18 protein-coding genes are annotated in these 20,141 nt (G+C 70.4%); 2 read left to right on the top strand and 16 right to left on the bottom strand.

Annotation, left to right across the window (positions count from 1 at the left end; genetic code table 11):
- Positions 1-4 precede the first annotated feature (4 nt).
- The 6 genes from NBX02_RS09840 to NBX02_RS09815 form a co-directional block, all read right to left on the bottom strand.
- Entirely contained in the window at positions 5-799 is a 795-nt protein-coding gene (locus tag NBX02_RS09840) for an ABC transporter ATP-binding protein (protein ID WP_445548348.1), read from the bottom strand.
- A gap of 64 nt (positions 800-863) precedes the next feature.
- Positions 864-1,736: an ABC transporter permease gene (locus tag NBX02_RS09835; protein WP_250283933.1), complete on the bottom strand. Its 873-nt coding sequence runs from the start codon at positions 1,734-1,736 to the stop codon at positions 864-866.
- Between the two features lie 13 nt (positions 1,737-1,749).
- Positions 1,750-2,610, bottom strand: coding sequence for an MlaE family ABC transporter permease (locus NBX02_RS09830; RefSeq protein ID WP_250283934.1), 861 nt, complete (start codon positions 2,608-2,610; stop codon positions 1,750-1,752).
- Positions 2,607-3,323 carry a hypothetical protein gene (locus NBX02_RS09825; RefSeq protein ID WP_250291036.1) on the bottom strand — a complete coding sequence of 239 codons (717 nt, stop codon included), beginning with the start codon at positions 3,321-3,323 and terminating at the stop codon, positions 2,607-2,609. The genes NBX02_RS09830 and NBX02_RS09825 overlap by 4 nt, the downstream gene beginning before the upstream one ends.
- A gap of 668 nt (positions 3,324-3,991) precedes the next feature.
- Positions 3,992-4,915, bottom strand: coding sequence for an LLM class flavin-dependent oxidoreductase (locus tag NBX02_RS09820; protein ID WP_445548346.1), 924 nt, complete (start codon positions 4,913-4,915; stop codon positions 3,992-3,994).
- Positions 4,912-6,063 (bottom strand): acyl-CoA dehydrogenase family protein, encoded by a 1,152-nt coding sequence (locus NBX02_RS09815; RefSeq protein WP_250283936.1) that lies wholly within the window; start codon positions 6,061-6,063, stop codon positions 4,912-4,914. The genes NBX02_RS09820 and NBX02_RS09815 overlap by 4 nt, the downstream gene beginning before the upstream one ends.
- Positions 6,064-6,837: 774 nt before the next feature.
- On the opposite strand from NBX02_RS09815, the gene NBX02_RS09810 reads away from it, so the two are divergent.
- Positions 6,838-8,124: a LuxR C-terminal-related transcriptional regulator gene (locus tag NBX02_RS09810; RefSeq protein ID WP_250283938.1), complete on the top strand. Its 1,287-nt coding sequence runs from the start codon at positions 6,838-6,840 to the stop codon at positions 8,122-8,124.
- Between the two features lie 93 nt (positions 8,125-8,217).
- On the opposite strand, the gene NBX02_RS09805 is transcribed toward NBX02_RS09810, so the two are convergent.
- The 10 genes from NBX02_RS09805 to NBX02_RS09760 all read right to left on the bottom strand — a co-directional run bounded on the left by NBX02_RS09805 (position 8,218) and on the right by NBX02_RS09760 (position 18,927).
- Complete coding sequence (locus NBX02_RS09805) at positions 8,218-9,966, bottom strand: AMP-binding protein (protein WP_250283941.1); 1,749 nt, start codon at positions 9,964-9,966, stop codon at positions 8,218-8,220.
- Positions 9,967-10,099: 133 nt separating this feature from the next.
- The gene (gene dmpG / locus NBX02_RS09800; RefSeq protein ID WP_250283943.1) at positions 10,100-11,227 is read right to left on the bottom strand and encodes a 4-hydroxy-2-oxovalerate aldolase; all 1,128 of its coding nucleotides are present in this window, start codon (positions 11,225-11,227) and stop codon (positions 10,100-10,102) included.
- Positions 11,224-12,273 carry an acetaldehyde dehydrogenase (acetylating) gene (locus NBX02_RS09795; protein WP_250283945.1) on the bottom strand — a complete coding sequence of 350 codons (1,050 nt, stop codon included), beginning with the start codon at positions 12,271-12,273 and terminating at the stop codon, positions 11,224-11,226. Before NBX02_RS09795 ends, dmpG begins: the two co-directional genes overlap by 4 nt.
- Entirely contained in the window at positions 12,270-13,112 is an 843-nt protein-coding gene (locus tag NBX02_RS09790; protein ID WP_250291034.1) for a fumarylacetoacetate hydrolase family protein, read from the bottom strand. Before NBX02_RS09790 ends, NBX02_RS09795 begins: the two co-directional genes overlap by 4 nt.
- An 85-nt stretch (positions 13,113-13,197) precedes the next feature.
- Positions 13,198-13,980 (bottom strand): SDR family oxidoreductase, encoded by a 783-nt coding sequence (locus NBX02_RS09785; RefSeq protein WP_250291028.1) that lies wholly within the window; start codon positions 13,978-13,980, stop codon positions 13,198-13,200.
- On the bottom strand, positions 13,977-14,546 hold the full coding sequence (locus tag NBX02_RS09780; protein WP_250291027.1) for an aromatic-ring-hydroxylating dioxygenase subunit beta: 570 nt from the start codon (positions 14,544-14,546) through the stop codon (positions 13,977-13,979). The genes NBX02_RS09785 and NBX02_RS09780 overlap by 4 nt, the downstream gene beginning before the upstream one ends.
- The gene (locus tag NBX02_RS09775; protein WP_445548347.1) at positions 14,543-15,751 is read right to left on the bottom strand and encodes an aromatic ring-hydroxylating oxygenase subunit alpha; all 1,209 of its coding nucleotides are present in this window, start codon (positions 15,749-15,751) and stop codon (positions 14,543-14,545) included. The genes NBX02_RS09780 and NBX02_RS09775 overlap by 4 nt, the downstream gene beginning before the upstream one ends.
- 159 nt (positions 15,752-15,910) lie before the next feature.
- Positions 15,911-16,774: an alpha/beta fold hydrolase gene (locus NBX02_RS09770; protein WP_250291025.1), complete on the bottom strand. Its 864-nt coding sequence runs from the start codon at positions 16,772-16,774 to the stop codon at positions 15,911-15,913.
- Positions 16,771-17,847 carry a DODA-type extradiol aromatic ring-opening family dioxygenase gene (locus NBX02_RS09765; RefSeq protein ID WP_250286863.1) on the bottom strand — a complete coding sequence of 359 codons (1,077 nt, stop codon included), beginning with the start codon at positions 17,845-17,847 and terminating at the stop codon, positions 16,771-16,773. Before NBX02_RS09765 ends, NBX02_RS09770 begins: the two co-directional genes overlap by 4 nt.
- 3 nt (positions 17,848-17,850) lie before the next feature.
- Positions 17,851-18,927: an amidohydrolase family protein gene (locus NBX02_RS09760; RefSeq protein ID WP_250286861.1), complete on the bottom strand. Its 1,077-nt coding sequence runs from the start codon at positions 18,925-18,927 to the stop codon at positions 17,851-17,853.
- A 448-nt stretch (positions 18,928-19,375) separates the two neighbouring features.
- On the opposite strand from NBX02_RS09760, the gene NBX02_RS09755 reads away from it, so the two are divergent.
- Positions 19,376-20,071 carry an FCD domain-containing protein gene (locus tag NBX02_RS09755; RefSeq protein WP_250286859.1) on the top strand — a complete coding sequence of 232 codons (696 nt, stop codon included), beginning with the start codon at positions 19,376-19,378 and terminating at the stop codon, positions 20,069-20,071.
- Positions 20,072-20,141 lie beyond the last annotated feature (70 nt).

Below are 20,141 nucleotides of genomic sequence, written 5' to 3'. Positions count from 1 at the left end.
TCTGTCAGTCCATTCCCAGGGGCCCGGCCGATTCGCCGGACAGGAACTGCCGGACAAACGGGTTGTCGGAGTTGAAGGCCTCTTCGGTCTCGCCGTAGTGAATGACCTTGCCCTTCCAGATCACACCCACGTAGTCGCTGACCTTGCGCGCCGTGCGGATGTCGTGGGTCACCAGCATGTAGGTGCCCTTGTGCCGGCTGTGCATTTCCAGGATCAGGTCGTTGAGCAGGCTCGTGCGTACCGGGTCCAGACCGGAGTCCGGCTCGTCGAACAGCACGATGTCCGGGTTCATCACCAGTGCCCGCGCGAAACCGGCGCGCTTGCGCATACCACCGGAGACCTCGCTCGGATACTTGGTCAGCGACCGCTCCAGGCCCACCTCGGCGAGCCTCTCCAGCACGATGTCGGAGATCTCGGGCTCGGACATGTCGGTGTGCTTGCGCAGCGGGAAGGCGGTGTTGTCGTAGATGTTCATCGACCCGAACAGCGCGCCGTCCTGGAACAGCACGCCGAACCGCTTGCGTATTTCGTAGCGCTCGCGCTCGGAGATCCGCCAGATGTCCTGGCCGAAGATGAGGACCTCACCGGCGTCGGGTGCGAGCAGCCCGACAAGATGCTTGATCATAACGCTCTTGCCGGTACCGGACGGGCCGAGAATCGTGGTGATCGCGTCGTCCACGAAGTTCAGGTTCAGCCCCTGGAGCACGCGGAAGTCACCGAACGCCTTGTGCACGTTGCGTACTTCCATGCTGTGCACGCGACGGTCGGGGTCCGGCAGCCCCGGCTCGGGCAGCGACATCCCAGGGATGATCTCGGCAGAATTCTGCGTAGGCACTTGTCCTCCTGACGGCTACCAGTCGGCGCTAGTTCGCGATCGGGGCGTTGGGACTGAGCCCCCAGAAAAGCTGCGTGGTGAGCAGCCCGATGACATGGATGAGGACCATGTTCAGCATCATCGATTTCGCGGTGTTCTTGCCGACCCCGACGGATCCACCGCTGGCGGTGTAGCCGTAGTAACAACTGACGAACACGATCGTCGTGCCCATCGACAACATCTTGATCATTGAGAAGAGAAAGTCGAGCGGATTCTGGTAGAGCCAGAATATGTAGTTGTAGCCGCCGGCGGACACCCCGCCCAGCTGCACGACGGTCACCAGGTACATCGATATGTACATGAGGCCGAGCCCGACCGTGAACAGGAACGGCATCGCTATCCAGGCGGCCATGATCCGGGTACCGACCAGATAGCTGCGCGACCGGACGCCCATGACCTCCATGGCGTCGATCTCGTCGGCGATCCGCATCGAGCCGATCTCGGCGACCAGCCCGCAGCCGACCTTCGCCGCGAAGATGTAGCCGTACATGTACGGCGCCATCTCGCGCAGCGAGCAGTAGGCGTTGAAAATGCCCGAGTACAGCGGGGCGCCGATCTGCTTGAGGGTGTAGCTGGCCTCCAGCCCGCACTGCATCCCCATGATGAACTGCATCGACCAGATGATCAGGCCGCTGGACAGGATCAGGATGCCGGCCTGGTGGAAGACCTCCGAGGTGTAGTGACGGATGTCGCCGAAGTCGCGGATGGTCCGGGCCGAGAACTGGGCGATCTCGCCACCGGTGGTGACGGCCTGTTTCACCCCGCGCTGCATACCGCCCAGCGTGATCACGGTATCCTGCGGCTTCGGCGCCGCGACACGCGGCTGCCCGCGCCGGTCGAACTCGTCCACTGATGTGGTCATGATCGTTCGGCCCTTACTTGAAGACCTGCATGTCGGGGTTGAGCCCGAGCAAGATGGTCGTGAAGACGTAGTTGAAGATCCAGATGGCGGCGAAGGAGATGACCACGGCCTGGTTGACCGCGCGTCCCACGCCGATCGGCCCGCCCTGGGTGTGCAGGCCCTTGTAGCAGCACACGACCCCGATGAGCAGGCCGAAGATCGTCGTTTTCGCGACGCTGGCCCACACGTCGGTGACGGTGGCGTTGGCGAAGAAGTTCTCGAAGAACGCGCCGCTGTTGGCACCGAGCACCCACACCGAGGCCAGGTAGCCGCCGAGCACGCCGAACGCGAGCGCGACCAGGTCGAGCAGCCCGGTCATGAGCGTGATCGCCAGCACCCGTGGGACGATCAGGGTACGGATGGGATCGACGCCGAGCACCTCCATCGCGTCGATCTCCTCACGGATCCGGCGGGCGCCGAGGTCCGCGGTCATCGCGGTGCCCATGACACCGGCGACCACCATCGCGTTGATCCACGGGGCGAACTCGCGGACGCTGGCCATGATGAAGAAGGAGCCGAGACGTTCGGGGATGCCGAAGAGCAGGAAGAGGTTGCCGCCCTGCAGGCCCGGCGCGCCGAAGCCGAACGCCGTGCAGGACACCATCATCGGTATCCAGCACAGCTTGAGGATGTCGAACATCTGGTCGCGCACGGCGCCCCAGTAGCCGACGGGGTGACGGATGGCGCTGCCGAAGACCTGCCCGGCCAGCTGCACCATCTCCCCGCCCTGCTGCAGCGGCCGGCGGACGGCGCCAACCCATTTCGGCGCCTTGTTCCTGCGCACCCGGCGGCGGGTGCCGGGAACCGACGGGGCGGCCGCGGCCGGCACGCTCATGCGCGCTCACCCGCCGACCGCGCGCCGACGCGGCCACCGCGCCCGCGGCTGACGCTGACGGCACCACCACGGCTGTCGGCACCACCACGGCTGTCGGCACCGCTACGGCCAGGGGCAGCAGCACGGCCACTGGTAGCACTATGGCCACCGGTACCCCTATGACCGCCGGCAGCGCTGTGGCTGCCAGCACCGCTGCGACCGTTGGCAGCGCTGTGGCTGCCGGCACCGCTGCGGCCACTGGCACCGCTGCGGCCACTGGCACCGCTGCGGCCAGCGGCGGCGTTACGGCCAGCGGCGGCGCTGTGGGTGTTGGCGCCACCAGCGCGGCCGTGGGCGGGCCGCCGCCGGGCAGTCACCGAGCCGGCCACGAACCCCACGACCACCGCGGCGGCGAGGGTCATCGAGATCTGCGCCGGATTCCGTCCAGCCTGCGCCAGCAGTACCAGCGGGAGTACCAGCAGATAGGCCCCGACCGCGGCCAGCGCGCCATGTCGCCCACCGTCGGTGGTCGTTCCCTGGCGCAGCGCCGCCGCCACGAAGGCGGTCGCGGCCGAACCGGTGAGGATCAGCACGCCAAGGGCCCCGGACACCGTCGCCACGGCCGGGGCGATGAGCCCGCCGAGGACGAGCACGGTGAACCCACGCGAGCTCCCGCGCACCACGGCGGTCATGTCCACGCCGTCGAGCCAGCCGTTCCCCGTGGAACCGGCCATGCCCATGCCTCCTTTCGTCGACGTACCGAGCCGGCCGGCGGTGTGACGCGCACTCGGCGGACCGTGTGCGCGTCACGGTTCATCACAGCCGTTCCGGCAACCGGATAATCCAGGGCGAAACGCGGGCGCGAGTATTCACGCCCGCTCTGGCCAGGCTCACCAACTGCCGGTGGAGATCCTCGACGGGATGACCGCGGGCAATGTTTGTCCCGCACGCGTCTGACGGTCTACCAGCACGGCAGCATCTCCTCCTGTGATGCCATCGCCGACCGGGATTGTTACGGTATTCGCGTTGCCGGGAACAGCTCGGCGAGGCAACGCGCCAGGAACGAACGGTACCGTTCTGTGTGCCGGATCACATCTCCCGGTGGAGGGGTAGTTGCCCCTCCAAAGAGAGGCTTTCCCCCGACGGCAACGAGCTCACGACGACAGGTGGGCCACCAGGCAGGTCATCGGATAGGCCATGGCCCACCCGGAGAACGGCTTTCCCGCCGGCAGCAGGCCCGGGTTCCCCGGGAGCTGGGAGAACGCGCGGAAAGCATGATCGTACGCTGCTTGTTCGGCCGGTGTTTCGCGTTGATAGTTTGTTGATGTCGGCCGGTAAGAACATCCGGGCCTCCCGCGGGCGCGCCCGGAGCGGAACGAGGGCCGGGCGCGCCCAGGGCGGATCAGGCCGGCGCGTGCTCGAGCAGGTAGCGCTTCACCTCGGCCGTGTGCTCGACGCCGGCCTCCCAGCTCGTGCTGGTCGCCACCAGCGTGAGGTGCTCGCAGCCGGCCTCCAGATAGGGCAGCAGCCACTCCCCGACCTGCTGCGGCGTGCCGGCGGGCGCCAGCCGCTCGAACTTCTCGTAGGGCAGGTGGTAGAGCCGCTCCATCCGCTCGGCCACCAGCTGTCTGGCCCTGCTCGCCTGGGCGTCGATCCCGCACCACAGGTTCAGCCCGTACCAGGACGGCAGCGGCCTGCCCTCCTGCTGGGCCACCTCGGCGATCTGCTCGCGGGTCGCGGCGAAGCGCCGGGCGGAGCAGAAGATCCCCAGCCAGCCGTCACCGAAGCGTACGGTCCGCCGTACCGCGGCCGCCGACGAGCCGCCGATCACGATCGGGATCCTGGGCTGCGGGGCCGGCAGCACCCGTGCGTCCTTGAGCTCGAAGAACTCCCCGCTGTGGTCGACCGCCTCGCCCGAGGCCAGCGCGCGCAGCACGCGCAGGCTCTCGTCGAGGCGGCGCCCCCGGGTCGACGGGTCGACGCCGCAGTTGAGCGGCTCGGAGCGGTCCTCCCCGCCCACGCCGACCCCCAGGATCAGCCGGCCCGGCGCCAGCTGGGAGACCGAGGCGAGCTGGCGGGCGACGGTCATCGGGTGCCGCAGCGCGAGCTGGTAGACGCCCAGCAGCACGGGCAGATCGTCGTTGCTGGTCAGGGCGGCGGTGGCGGACACCAGCCCGTCGAAGCCCCGGCCGCCGTAGAAGCTGACGTGGTCGGCGACGACCACGTGGTCGAGCCCCGCGGCCTGGGCACGACCGAGCAGATCACGCCGCTGCCGCGGGCTCGTCGAGAGAATCGACTCGTGCACGTCCAGCCCCACTGTGATCAATTCCTGTGCCTCCCACCCAGAACGTCCTTGGCGATAATGCGCTTCTGGATCTCCGCCGTGCCGTCCGCGACCAGATAGGCCATGACGTCGCGGAATCTCTGCTGCAGCGGGAACTCGGTCGCGTAGCCGAGATTTCCGTAGATCTTCATCGCCGCCTCGATCGCGTTCTTGGCGACAATCGGCGGCCACCACTTGCTCATGGAGGCATGCGCGGTGTGCGGCCGGCCGGCATGGCGCAGCCACAACGCCCGGTAGCACAGCCACCGGGCGGCCTCCAGATAGGTTGCCTGCTCGGCAAGAAGAAAAGATACGCCCTGGTACTCGGCGATCGGACGGCCGAAGGCCTCCCGCTGCAGGGCGTAGTCAGCGGCTTCGTCGAGGCTGGCCCGGGCCGCGCCGAGACACATCAGGCCCAGCGCGGCACGGCTGAAATCAAAGTGGTTCATGACGCTGTGGAAGCCCCGGCCGTACTCACCGATGAGGTTCTCCGTCGGCACGAACACCTCGTCGAGGTGGATCGACCCCCAGCCCAGCGGCAGGCAGCCCATCCCCGGCAGGTGGCTGACGGTCACACCCGGGGCGTCGGTCGGGACGACGAAGCAGCTCACCCCCTGCGAACGCGCGGACCCCGGCTCGCGGGCGTAGATCAGCGCCGCGGTGGCGTTGCAGGCCCACGAGATCGCGGTCTTCTCGCCACGCAGCCGCCAGCCGCCGGCCACCGGCTCGGCGACCGTGCGCAGCGCGCCCGCGTCGGATCCGGAGCCGGGCTCGGTGAGCGCGATCGCCACCGTGATCTCACCGGCGATCAGCCGTGGCAGGTACTCCTTCTGCACGGCCACGCTGCCGTGCGCCAGCTGTGACCCCACGAGCCCGACCTGCACCGGCGCGGACGCGATGTTCACGTCGCCGTAGGCCAGTGTCTCCGCGGCCAGCCCGAGCGTGATCGGATCCTCGATGCCGGTGCCGCCGAACTGCTCGGGCAGGCCGATACCGAGCACACCGAGATCGGCGAGCTGACGCTGGATGCCGAACGGGTAATCCGTCCGGGCCGCCCGGTCCCGATAGCCGGGCAGCAGTACATCCTCAGTGAACTGGACGAGCGCACGCCGAAAGTCCTCCTGCTCTTCGGAGAACTCGAAAGAGATCATTTTATTCCGCCTTAAAATAAGGCGCGGAACGCGACAGCTACGATCGCGTTGGCCGCTGTGCCTGTCCCATGCCCAGGACGACGCCGCACCAGCACGCCGCCACAAAAGACGATCTCCTTGCCACGATCGCGCACAGCCTGCTACCGGCAGGTGCACGCCGGTGATGCCGCGTCACCGACGCCGCCGCCGGGACACGGCCGCCGACAGTGGGACACCGGCATCCCGACCGGATCGGGGGCACCGGTGCCCAGTCCGGTTACACCACAACATCCGCAAGATCGCCACATGCGGCCTTTCAGCATCATGACCCAGCCAGGACCGACCGGCAACGAGTCAGCGCCCTGTACCGATGGTCACGGCCTCGGGCCCGCGGGACGCGCCGGTACGGTGGCACGGCGGGCGCCGGCACGGCGGGCCTCCGCCGAGCCGGTCCAGATCATTACGGAACGTGAGAACCCAGCGTCCAACGAGAACCGGAACCGGCCGCCGGCGGGGCATGCCCGGCAGCCACACCGGGCCCCGCACCAAACGGATGTACGCTGACGACCAAGCACCGGAGCGGGCCTCGCGGAATCCCTTCAGAACCCTCTTGGAACCCGGCGCGCGCTGGCCCGGAGCGCGCCGTCGTCCTACTGTTCAATCTTGGACCAGCAATGCCTCTTGGACCAGCAACGCCTTTCCGCGTCAGGCGGACCGGCCCGCATGTCGCCCCGGCGGCACCGACCGCGATTCGAGTTCCGGACGGCTCTCGATGACGAGGAAACGGAGGCCATCATGCCCACGACCAACGCCGGTGATGGCGGCGGGCGCCCGTACCCGGCGCGGGGCGAGGGCTGGTTCTCCCGCCGTCCCGAACTGCCGCGCAGAGAACTCGAACGCGCGCGTTCCATTCTCCAGCTGGTTGCCAGGCTGACCGGTTGGGACTGTGCGCCGCTGAGCATCACCCCGCTGGATCCACATACCGCGGAGATGACCCTGGCGGCGGCCCAGGACGCCATTACCGAACGGCTCGCCGCCGGCGTGGAGCGGATCGGCGCGGAGACGCATGCGGAACTGATCGCGGCACTCACCCGGCTCGGTCAGGCCCGCATATCCCTGCGTGACGCGATGCTGGCCCAGCGTACGTCGACGCTGGCCGACGTACGCAATACCCTGAGCCGGCTGCGGGACCTCTCCACGGTCCAGGACCTGATCACCAGGGCGCCCGCCGAAGTCGAGAAACTCGGTTTCGGCCGCGCCCTGCTGTCCCAGATCCAGAACTCCCGCTGGGTGGCGAGGTCGGCCTATGTCCGCGGCGACCCGGGTCTTGCCGCGCTGATGGTGAAGGCCGGCAGCACGGACCCCGTCCTGCTCGACCAGCAGGTGCTGGAGACCGGCATGGTCCACCGGCGGCAGCCCATCCTGATCAAGGATGCCCAGGCGAACCCGCAGGTACATCCCCTGTTAAAGATCGTTACCGGCTCGCGTTCCTACGTCGCCGCACCGATCGTGTCGATGTCGACGGTGATCGGCTTCATGCACGCCGACGCATACACCGACCAGCGGCACGTGGACACCCTGGACCGCGAGGCCATCGGCCTGTTCATGGAGGGCCTGGGCTACGCGATCGAGCGCGCCGTGTTCGCCGACCGGATGCTGGCCCTGCGCGACCAGCTGTGCACCTATACGGCGGGCATCTCCGACCTGATGGCCTCCTTCACGGAGGACGACGTCTCCCTGAAACCCCCCGGCTCCCTGAAACTCCCCGGCGCGCCTGTCGAGCCCGTCCGGGATATCGGGACGAACGTGCTGGCCAGAGCGATCGAAGACGTTGTGGACTCACCCCTGACCCGCCGGGAGATCGAAGTTCTGCGGCATATGGCCGACGGTGCCACCAACGCGCGGATCGCCACCCGCCTGATGGTTTCCGAGGGCACCGTCAAGGTGCATGTGAAACACATCCTGCGCAAGCTCGGGGCCACCAACCGGGCGGAGGCGGTATCCTGCTATCTGAACACGATGCAGCGTCGTCAGCCGGAACCCACCGGCTCCTCCGGGAAGAAATCCCACTGGCACAGCTGAAACAATCGGACGCCTGCTCCCGGCGCGCCGTTACCGGCGTGCCCCGGAACGGCGGGCCCGGGCAGGACCGTTCCCGCCGTTCCGGGAACAACGTCACCCCCGCAGCTCCGGAAACTCCTCGTCGAGGTATTCACGGAAAGCCGCCGCACCGCCCGCGGTGTCCACGGCGGCGCCGAGCGGGTGCAGTTCCTCCTCCCGGCGGCGAAGCTCCACCCGCCGGATCTTGCCGGATATCGTCTTGGGCAGCTCGGCGAACTCGAGGCGGCGTATCCGCTTGTACGGCGCGAGCTGCTGGCGGGCGTGGCGCAGGATCGACAGCGCGGTGTCCCGGTCGGGCGCGTGACCGTCAGCGAGCACCACGTACGCCTTCGGGACCGCCAGCCGGATCGCGTCCGGCGACGGGACGACGGCGGCCTCGGCGACGGCGGGATGCTCGATCAGCACGCTCTCCAGCTCGAACGGCGAGATCCGGTAGTCCGACGCCTTGAACACGTCGTCCGCGCGGCCGATGTAGGTGATGTAGCCGTCGGCGTCCCGCGAGGCCACGTCACCGGTGTGGTAGTAGCCACCCGCCATCGCCTCGGCGTTGCGCACGGCGTCGTCGCGGTAGCCGACCATCAGCCCCAGCGGGCGCTGGGCGAGGTCCAGGCAGATCTCACCTTCCTCCGCCGGCTTCCCGGTGGTGACGTCGACCAGCGTGACGCGGTACCCGGGCGAGGGCCGTCCCATGGAGCCCGGCTTGACGAGCTGGCCCGGTGAGTTGGCGATCTGCACGGTGGTCTCGGTCTGCCCGAAGCCGTCCCGGATGCGCACCCCCCAGGCCTTCTCCACCTGCTCGATGACCTCGGGGTTGAGCGGCTCACCCGCGCCGACGATCTTGTGCGGCGGGTTGCGCACCGCCGTGAGGTCGGCCTGGATCAGCATCCGCCACACCGTCGGGGGCGCGCAGAAGCTGTCCACCCCGCACCGGTCGATCTGCGCCAGCAGCGCGGCGGCGTCGAACCGGCTGTAGTTGTAGATCAGCACGGTGGCCCCGGCGTTCCAGGGAGCGAAGACGTTGCTCCACGCGTGCTTGGCCCAGCCCGGCGAGGAGATGTTCAGGTGCACGTCACCGGGGGTGAGCCCGATCCAGTACATCGTCGACAGATGCCCGGCCGGGTAGGAGGCGTGGGTGTGCTCGACGAGCTTCGGGGCCGCGGTGGTGCCCGAGGTGAAGTAGAGCAGCAACGGGTCGCTGGCCCGGGTCACACCGTCCGGGACGAACGCGGCGGGCGCCTGGGCCGCGTCGGCGTAGGAGGCCCAGCCTGCCACCGGCGCTCCGACCGCGATCCGGTCGTACTCGCCGGGCACGTCGGCGAACTTGTCGGTGTCGGCCGTGCCGACGACGACGTAGCGGGCCTGGCCACGGGTGATCCGGTCCCGCAGGTCGGCGGGCGCGAGCAGCGTGGTCGCCGGGATGACGACCGCGCCGAGCTTTGCCGCCGCGAGCAGCGTCTCCCACAGCTCGACCTGGTTGCCCAGCATGAGCACGATACGGTCACCACGCGTCACGCCCCGCCCGCGCAGCCAGTTGGCCACCTGGTTCGAGCGGGCGGAGAGCTGCGCGAAGGTCTGACGCCGCTCCGAGCCGTCCTGTTCGACGATCCATAACGCGGTCCGGCCGGAGCTGTCCGGGTCGGCGCCGAGATGGTCGAACCACTCCAACGCCCAGTTGAACTCCGTCAGCTCCGGCCAGTGGAACCCGGCGTACGCGCTGTCGTAGTCCTCCCGGTGGGCGAGCAGGAAGTCCCGTGCCGCGCGGAACGCGGCCAGACCACCTGCACCCGGCGTCTGCGATGTCAACTGTCCTCCCTGAGTGGTAACTCCGTGAGCGGTGGGACTCCCGGCTGCGCGGCCCTCAGCTGTGCGGTCAGCGACTGTACGACCAGTATCCGTACGACCGGCGGCCGGTGCGCGGCAGCCGGTGCCGCCGCGCTCACCCGGGCCGCCCGGCTTCGACAGCGCCGGCGGGAACGGCGCCACCGCCGACAGCGCCGGCCAGGACGGCGTCGTTGCCGCCAACGCCGGTGGGAACCGCGCCGCCCCGGGCGGCGCCGGCCGCGACGAGGTCGAGCGCGACGTCTATGATCATGTCCTCCTGGCCGCCGACGAGGCCGCGGCGGCCCACCTCCACCAGGATGTCGCGGGTGTCCAGCCCGTGCTCGCGGGCCGCCCGCTCGGCGTGCCGCAGGAAGCTGGAATAGACGCCGGCGTAGCCGAGGGCCAGCGTCTCCCGGTCCACCCGCACCGGCCGGTCCTGCAGTGGGCGGACGATGTCGTCGGCGGCGTCCTGGAGCGCGAACAGGTCGCAGCCGTGCTGCCAGCCCAGCAGGTTCGCCACCGCGATGAACGCCTCGATCGGGCAGTTGCCGGCGCCGGCGCCCTGGCCGGCGAGCGACGCGTCGACCCGGGTGACGCCTTCCTCGACGGCCACCACCGAGTTGGCCACGGACAGCGACAGGTTCTCGTGGGCGTGCACACCGATCTGGGTGGCCGGGTCGAGGACGTCCCGGTAGGCGCGGACCCGGTCGCGGACGTCGCCCATCGTCAGGCGCCCGCCGGAGTCGGTCACGTACACGCAGTGCGCGCCGGCGTCCTCCATGATCTTCGCCTGCCGCGCCAGCTCGGCCGGGGGCGCCAGGTGGCTCATCATCAGGAAGCCGGAGACGTCCATGCCGAGCTCACGGGCCCGGGTGATGTGCTGCGGGCTGATGTCGGCCTCGGTGGCGTGCGTGGCCACCCGCACGGACCTGACGCCGAGGTCGAAGGCCCGTTCAAGATGGTGGATGGTGCCGATCCCCGGCAGCAGGAGGGTGGTGAGCACGGCGTTGGTGATCACCTCGGCGGCCTCGGAGATCCACTCCCAGTCGCTGTTGCTGCCCGGCCCGTAGGTCAGGCTGGCGCCGGCCAGGCCGTCACCGTGGGCGACCTCGATGGCGTCCACGCCGGCGGCGTCCAGCGCGGCGGCGATCGTGCGTACCCGCTCCGGGGCGAGGCGATGACGGATGGCGTGCATGCCGTCCCGCAGGGTCACGTCCTGAATGTAGAGCCTGGGCGGGGTCACAGGGCCACCTCCGAGCTGGCTGGGACGGCTGACAGCGCCGGTGTCACCGCCGGTGACGCTGCCGGTGTCACCGACGGTGACGCTACCGGCTCCCCCGCCGCCGCGGGCCACGCGACGGCCGGTGGCCCCGCGGCGGCCAGTCGTTCAGCGGTTTGTAGCGCGGCCGAGGTCATGATGTCGAGGTTCCCGGCGTACGCCGGCAGGTAGTGGGCGGCTCCCTCGACCTCCAGGAAGACCGACACCTTCCAGACCGGCCGCGGGCCGGCGTCGCCGACCAGGGTCCGCAGCGGCTCGTCCGGGTCGACCGGGGCGATCTGGACCTGCTGCTTGAGCCGGTATCCGGGCACGTAGCGGGCCACCTCGGCGGCCATGGCGGCGATGCTGGCGCGGATGTCGCCGGGATCGGCGTCGTCCGCCAGGCACAGCACGGTGTCGCGCATGATCATGGGCGGCTCGGCCGGGTTGAGGATGATGATCGCCTTCCCGACGTCCGCGCCGCCGACGACCTCGATGGCGCGCGCGGTGGTCTCGGTGAACTCGTCGATGTTCGCGCGGGTGCCCGGGCCGGCCGACTTCGAGGCGATCGACGCCACGATCTCCCCGTAGCGGACGCGGGTCACCCGGGACACCGCGGCGATCATCGGGATGGTGGCCTGCCCACCGCAGGTCACCATGTTCACGTTGGGCGCGTCGAGGTGCTGGGTGAGGTTGACCGCCGGGACGACGTACGGCCCGATCGCGGCGGGGGTCAGGTCCACCAGCCGCTTGCCGTACCCGGCCAGCGCGCGCGCGTTCGCCAGGTGGGCCTTTGCCGAGGTCGCGTCGAACACGACGCCGATCTCGTCGAAGCCCGGCAGGTCGATCAGGCCCTTGACACCGTCCGCCGTGGTCGGCACCTTCAGCCGGGCCGCGCGGGCCAGCCCGTCGGAGTCCGGGTCGATGCCCACCATGGCAGCCATCTCCAGAGTGGACGATAGCCGCATGACTTTGATCATCAGATCGGTGCCGATGTTCCCTGAGCCGATGACCGCGACCTTGGTGCTCATGGCAGATCCTTCCGGAAGGATGCGGTGACGGTGCCGAGCCCGGCGATGGTCGCCCGGTAGGTGCTGCCGGGCGTCACGGGGACCATCGGGCCGAGCGCGCCGGAGAGGACCAGATCGCCCGCGCGCAGCGGGGATCCGAGCTCCCGGGCGGTGCGTGCCAGCCACAGCAGCGCCTGGCACGGGTCGCCGAGGCAGGCCGCGCCGACGCCTTCGGAGACCACCTGCCCGTCGGCGGTCATGGCCATGGTCAGGGTGGTCAGGTCCAGGTCGCCGAGCGGCTGGCGGTGGGCGCCGAGGACGAACAGGCCGCAGGAGGCGTTGTCCGCGACCGTGTCGACGATGCTGATGTCCCAGTTCGCGATCCTGCTGTCGACGATCTCCAGCGCCGGCAGGACCTGGGCCACCGCGGCCCGCGCCGTCCCAAGATCAAGATCGGGCTGGTCGAGGCCGGCGCCGAGGACGAACGCCACCTCGGCCTCGATCCGCGGCTGGAGCAGGTCCGCCGGGTCGATCGGGGTGTCCTCGGCCCTGGCCATGTCGGCGAAGAGCACGCCGTTGTCGGGCTGGTCGACGCCGAGCTGTCGCTGGACGGCGGGGGAGGTCAGCCCGATCTTGTGCCCGACGAGGCGGCGGTGGGCTCCCACCGCCGCCTTGGTGAGCAGCTGCTGCACCGCGTACGCGGCGGCGATGTCCGACGCGCCCAGCAGGTCCCGCACGGGCGGGCAGGGCCGGCGCTGCCGGGCCGCCGCCGTCAGCCGGTCGGCTGCCTGCCGGTACCGCTCCAGGCCGGGCACGGCGCCGGCGGGCACAGCGCTGGTGGATGTGGATGAGCTCGTCATGGTGACACGTACTCCCGAGGTGCTGAAGCTTCCCGTCCTGAAGATCTTCCTGTCCGGAGCTTCCTGGCCGCCGGAGCGGCCGCGGTCAGCCCATGCTGCTGCCACCGTTGACGCTGAGGACCTGGCCGGTGACGAACCCCGCGTCCTCCCGGGCCAGGTAGGCCACGGCCGCGGCGACGTCCTCCACGCTGCCGGGCCGGTGCAGCGGGATCAGCTCGACGGCGCGGTCGATGACGTGCAGCAGCCGGTCCGGCAGCGTGCCCGCGCGCAGGCCCGCGTCAAGCTCCGGGGTGCGCACGTAGGACGGGGCGACGACGTTGACGGTGATCCCGGCGGTGGCGAACTCACGCGCCAGGCCGGTGGTCAGGGCGTGCACCCCGCCCTTGGCGGCGTTGTACACGGCATGGTCCACCAGCCCGTTGCGCACCGACTCGGCGCCGATGCTGACGATCCGGCCGTACCCTCGGGCGGCCATGTGCGGCAGCACCGCCAGCGTGCAGCGCAGCACCGTCCACAGGTTGTTCTCGATCGTCGCCCGCAGGGTCTGCTCGGTGTGCTCCAGCGTCGGCCTGATCACCCCGCCGCCGGCGTTGTTGACCAGGATGTCGACGCCACCGAAGGCGTCGACCGCCGCCCGCAGCAGGTCCTCGCCCGCGCCCGGCCGGGACAGGTCCGCGACGTGCCCGGCCAGGTCCACACCGGTGCGGTGGTCACCCAGCTCGCCGTAGGCGCGCTTGAGCTCCTCGGGGTGCAGGGCGGCGACCAGCACGCGGGCCCCGTCGGCGAGCAGCCGGCGGGTGATCCCCAGCCCGATCCCGGTCGCCCCGCCGGTGATCACCGCCGTGCGGCCCCGCAGCGGGGTGGTCACAGGATGATCGCAAGATCGCCGGCCGGGCGCAGGGTGGTCATGTCCAGGACCACGCGCTTGGACCGGATCCGCAGCCGCCCGTCGATCGCGACGAACCGGTAGTGGTACTTCCCCACGTAGTACGACGCCTTGCCGTTGCGGAACCGCCACACCGTGAAGGACGCCACGACCGGCAGCTCGTCGCCCTCCCGCACACCCACCACGACGTTGCTGAACTGGTGGTTCGTGCGCGAGTGCGGGTACTCGCGGTGCGCCCGGCGGCTGTTGAGACGCTCCACCCGCAGCCGCAGGCGCAGCGCGTTGTCGTCGACGAGGACGAGGTCCCGGGCGGGGTCGCCGTCCGGGCTGTCGTTGCACGGGACGACGTAGGACGCCTCGGGCGCGAACAGCGTGAGCCAGGTGTCGAGATCCCAGGCGTCGAGCAGCTCGGCCTCCAGGCAGAGGAAGTCCTCGACCTGCGACCGGCCGAGCGCGTCCAGGCCGAGGACCACGTCGGGCTGGGACAGCCGGATGATCGGGGCCGGCTGGACGGCCGGGGCGGCCGGGGCACCTGTGGTCGTGGTCATCGGGACGCTCCCGCTCCGCCGCCGTAGCCGGCCGTGCCCATCTGCTGGCTCCAGCGCCGCCAGAAGGCGCGCATCTGCGCCTCGTCGTTGGCCGCGGGGGTGCGGGCCATCCCGCGGGAGATGTCGTTCCACTCCACGCCGCCGCTGCTGAACCCCTGCTGGCAGGACTCCAGCGCCTCCAGGTCGTCCGGGGTGGCGAAGCCGGCCGGGCCGAGGAAGGTCAGGAAGCTGTCGAGCCGGCGCTGGCGCAGCTGGGCGAGCTCGTCGCGGGGCGCGAGTTCCCAGGCGGTGACGTCCATCCGGTTGGGCGCCAGCGGCATGAAGGTACGCACCGTGACCGCCATGATGTCGTTGACGACCAGGTTCGGGTAGATCAGCAGGTTGCGGTTGGTGTCGGCCATCCGGCTGCCGCGTGCCTCGCCGTGCCGGGAGACCAGGTCGGCGCGCATGCGGGCGATCTCCTCCCGGGAGTCCTCGCCGAACAGCGGCTCCCACTTGGCGATCGGCCGCCCCCAGGGTGCCCGGTACTCCAGGACGGCGTGCCCGTTGCCCAGGTCGTAGGAGGTGCCGTCCACCCCGCCGGCGAGGTCGGTGCCCAGCGCCAGCAGGTACTTGAAGTAGGTGTCATGGGTGGAGACGGCGTGGTAGCCGTCGATGCTGTTCTCGGCGAGCAGCTTCCAGTTCGCCTCGATGCAGTACTCGTTGGTCCCCTTGATGATCTCCATTTCCCCGTCGGCGGAGTCGATCACCAGGTCCAGGTACTCGACCGCGCCGGCAAGGTAGCTGACCAGGTCCTGGATCTCCGGGTCGAAGCTGGCGAACACGAACCCCCGGTAGCTTTCCACCCGGGCCACCGGCCTGAGGGACAGCGCGGCCAGATCGAGCTCCCCGCCGTACGCGTCCCGGTCGGGGATCCCCATCAGGCGTCCCTCGGAGTCGAAGGTCCAGGCGTGGTAGAAGCACGAGAACGCCTTGGCGTTGCCGGCCGGCTGCCGGCAGACCACCGCGCCCCGGTGGGTGCAGGTGTTGTGGAAGACGTTTATCCGGCCGCTCTTCGCCCCGCGGACCATGAACACCGGCCGGCCGCCGACCGGCCGGCGGACGTAGTCGCCCGGCCTGGACACCTCGGACTCGTGGCCGACGTAGAGCCACGAGTGGCTGAACACCCGGTCCAGCTCCGCGCGGAACACCTCCGGCGAGGTCATCGTCGAGCGGTGGACGCGGAACCGGTGCCGGCCGGTGTCCTCGTCGACCAGCGGGAACCGGCTGTCGGTAGCGGGCGCCGCGTCGAGCAGCGCCGTCGACACTCTCGGTAATTCTGATGTTCTCGACAGGGAAGTCACGGGATCATCTCCGCGAAAAGATCATGAACGGGTGGCGGACGGGCGCGCCAGGAAATGGCGCACGATCTCGGAGAAGTCGTCGGGACGCTCGATCTGCGTCCAGTGCCCACAGCGGGCGAAGACCGCCAGGTCGGCGTCGGGCAGCAGGCGGGCCATGTTCCAGGCGACCTCGACCGGGACGACCTTGTCCTCCCGCCCGTGCACCAGCAGCGTCGGGGTGGTGATGGTGACGACCTCGTCCGCCTCGATGGCGAGCTGGCTGCCGGCGTGGCGGGGGCTGTAGAACATGTCGCGGTAGGCCTCGAAGGCGCCCGGTGCGACGCTGGCCTCGTGCCGGATGCGCACCAGGTCGTCGGTGATGATGGCCGGGTCGACCGCGAAGCAGTCGAGCAGCAGCCGGCGCATGTTCTCCAGCGACGGCTCGTACTCCCGCAGCGCGCGCAGGCCCTCGGTGGGCGTCATCCCCACGCCGGGGACACCCATCAGCACCATCCGGTCCAGCCGTTCGGGGTGCTGCGAGGCCATCCCCAGCGCGATCCGCCCGCCCAGCGAGTTGCCGACCACCGACACCCGCTCGAGCTCGAGCGCGTCCAGCAGCGCCCAGGTGTGGTCGATCCAGGTGGCCAGCGAGTAGTGGATGTCGGCGGGCCGTCCGGTGTGGCCGAACCCGACGATGTCGGGGGCGATCACCCGGAACCGCTGGGCCAGCACGGGGATCGTCAGGCGCCAGTTCGCCCACGCCGAGACCCCGGGCCCGGATCCGTGCAGCAGCAGCACCGGGTCCCCGGAGCCGAGGTCGTGGTAGTGCGTCGGGATGCCGCCGGCGTCGACCGTCCGCCCGGCGGCCTCGTCGGTGACCTCATCGGTGACCGTCGTTGTGCTCACAGACCGGCCTTTCCCTCGAAGATCGCGAAACACTTGTTGGAGTTGAAGACGTCGGTGACCACGAAGGTGGACCAGCTCAGCGGCATGCCGAGCTCGTCCATGGCGCCGGCCAGGCAGAACCAGTTGAGCATCTCGTGCTGCCCGGCCCGCACGATCTGCGCGCCGGTGACGCTGCTCCACGCCGCGTAGTCGCCCCGCACGAACGCCTCGTACAGCCGCAGGTCGGCCGCGGTGTCGGGGCGCAGGTGCCAGGAGGCGTCGGTGAGGAACGCGTGCGACCAGCTGGACGAGGCCACCAGGGCGACCCGCTTGTCGCCGGCGCGCAGCGCGCGGGCCACCGCCCGGCCGAGCTCGAAGCAGCGCGCCGGGGACGGGCCGGCCGGGTCCAGCCGTTCGTCCCGGATCTCGGCGAACCGGGCCAGCGCGCCCCGGCGGGCGATCGCGTGCTGGCCGTAGCAGTTCACCGTGATCGGCAGCAGCCGGTAGGGGAACTCGGTGCCGGCGTGGTCGTAGTCCAGGAACAGCTGGGTGTTGACGATCGCGTGGGGGAAGTGCGCGCCGGCCCGCTTCCGGTAGGAGTACGCGACGTCGAAACCGTCCTGGAGCAGGTCGTCGGTGAGCGCCCGGGCCGCGGCGGCGTCGGAGCGCAGGGTGAACGTCATGTCGTCCGGCCGGCCCCAGGCGTTCGGGCTGCCCCGCTCGTTCATCAGCGCGAACGGGTGCACCTCGGTGTCGTCGTAGGCCAGCACGCAGAAGGGCGGTATCACCTCCTCCCGGAAGTTCTCGTACTGGTCGTCGCCCCACACCACGAGCAGGTCCGGCTGGAAGGCGTCGAGCGCGGCCCGGCAGCGGGCCAGGCCCGCGCGCAGCTCGCGGCGGTGCCCGGCGGCGGCCGCGACTCCCTGGTCGTCAGCCCACTCCCGGCGCATCGGCTCCGGCCAGGACGCCGGATCCTTCTCCGCCGCGGGGATGTCGGGATCCTGCAGCGTCCAGCGCAGCAGCCCGGCCATGTGCTCGTCGGTGCCGGCGAGTAACGGGTAATGGGTCAGCCCGAGCCCGAGAAACTCCGCCATGTCTCACTCCTCTGGTTCGCCCGGACGGCCCGTTGGCACGAGCCGTCTGTCCAGGCCGATGAGCCCGAGCGCGTTGCGCCGGCCGATGGCGGCCCGCAGGCCGGCGGTCAGCCGCTCGTGCGGCCCGGCGAGCACCGCGCCCGCCGGGCTCTCCCGTGCCGCGAAGGGATAGTCGGTGCCGAGCAGGACGTGCTCGGCACCGAAACGCGCCACCGCCAGCAGCAGGCTGTCCACGTCATAGGTCAGCGAGTCGCTGTAGAGCGAACGGGCCAGCGCGCTCGGTAACTGGTCCGCTGGTAGCGCCGGGTCGCTGATGAGCCGGCCCCGGTCGAGCCGGGGCAGCAGCCACGGCAGGCAGCCGCCGCCGTGCGCCAGGCACAGCCGCAGCCCCGGCCGGCGGGCCAGCGCGCCGCCGGCCAGCAGGCCGGCGATCGCGATCCCGGTCTCGGACGGCATGCCGGCGCCGAAGCCCACCCCGAGCCTGGCCAGCCGCGGATCCAGCACCGAGTCGGCGGGATGCACCAGCACCAGGGCGCCGAGCTCCCCGGCGGCGGCGAAGAACGGGTCGAACCGGGGGTCGCCCAGCTCGTCCTGGCCGACCCGGGTGCCGATCTCGACGCCGAGGAAGCCCAGCTCCCGCACGCACCGGCGCAGCTCGGCGACGGCCACGTCGGGGTCCTGCAACGGCACCGCGCCCAGGGCGCGGAACCGCTCGGGACGCTCGGCGACCAGCGAGGCGAGGAAGTCGTTCTGCGACCGCGCGAGGACCGCGGCACCGGCGGCCGGGGCGTCATGACAGAAAGTGATCGGAATCGGGGAGAGCACCTGCACCGCGACGCCCTCGGCGTCCATGTCGGCCAGGCGGCGCCGCGCCGACCAGCAGCGGTCGTCGACGTCACGGTACGGCCGCCCGCCGACGAGGATGCGCGCCCGGGTGTCACCGAGCCGCTGGACGCAGGGCCAGCCTCGCCAGCCGTCGCGCCCGGCGAGATCGGGCAGCCACGGCGCGATGGCGTGCGTGTGCACGTCGACCAGCCCCGCGCCGGGCAGCCCCGCGCCGGCCGGCGCGCCGCCGGTCACCGCTTCTCCTGCTGTTCTCCCGCTGCCGCTGCCTCGCCCGCCACGGCGCTACCCGCCGCAGGCGTCGTCGACGGGCGAGGACGGCACGTTCACGAACGTCCGCTCGGGGGCCGGCCGATAGATGATCAATTGGCACCAGTCCTTCTCCGGGACCGCCAAGGTCTGCCATCCGACTGGTCGCAACCATAACTATTCTGCATACATGTTTCAAGCATATATATGAAGATCATATAGGCAAACTCTGACCGTCCCCTCATAGGCGGCTACCATCGGTGGAGTCCGCTGACAGGAGGCACCATAATCTTGTTACAGGATTCGATGATGATCGGCTATTCGCCCGGCCTCTGGGCGGGCCACGGCCGGCCGGCGCGGCGCCGGCGGCCGGCGTACGGGCGCGGGCCAGTGGGGCGCGGGCCAGTAGGATGTGGACCGGTAAGGAGCGCGGACGATGCCAGCTGACGCGACGCCTCGAAGTTCTCGCGCGCAGCAGGTCGCGGCGGAGATCGAGGCCAGGATTCTCGCCGAGCGGCTGCCCGCCGGCAGCCGGCTCGGGCTGCGCACCGAACTGATCAGCAGTTTCGAGGTCAGCCCCTCGGTGATGAACGAGGCCCTGGGCATCCTGCGCGAACGTGATCTGATCACGGTCAGGCCCGGGCCCAACGGCGGGGTGTTCGTGGCCAACCCACCGCCCCAGGTCCGCCTCGGCGGAGTCGACCTGTGGCACCAGGGGCTGACCGTGGACCCCGAGCATCTCTTCGAGGCACGCGCCTACCTGGACTCGCTCTTCCCGCCGGTGGCGCTGCAACGCGCCTCCCCCGAGGACGTGCGGGCGATGGAATGGGCCCTGCATGACATGCAGGCGGCAATGGACGACCCGCACGCCTATCTGGCCGCGAACATGCGCCTGCACCTGGCCATCGCCCGGGCGTCCCGGATCGAGGTCCTGGTCGGCCTCTACCAGACGATCGTGTCGATCCTCAGCGCCACGCTCACGAAGGCGACGTACGTGGAGGGCAGCGAGGAGCTGCGGCACCACAACCTGGAGGTGCACAGCAACCTCGTCGCCGCGATCCGGGAGCAGGACACGGTCGCGCTGGAGAAGATCCTCGCGCTGCACAGCCACGACATGGTCCGCATCGCCTGACCAGGCGGGCGGGCGGCCGCGGCCGGCCGGCGGCCGCGCCGCGGGCGCCCACGGCATCGCTGACGCCCAC

The sequence above is a fragment of the Protofrankia sp. CiP1_Cm_nod1 genome, assembly GCF_920888515.1.
In the GTDB taxonomy this organism is placed as follows: Bacteria; Actinomycetota; Actinomycetes; order Frankiales; family Frankiaceae; genus Protofrankia.
The sequence above is the reverse complement of the archived record's forward strand: the minus strand, read 5'-3'. Positions and strand labels throughout refer to the sequence as shown.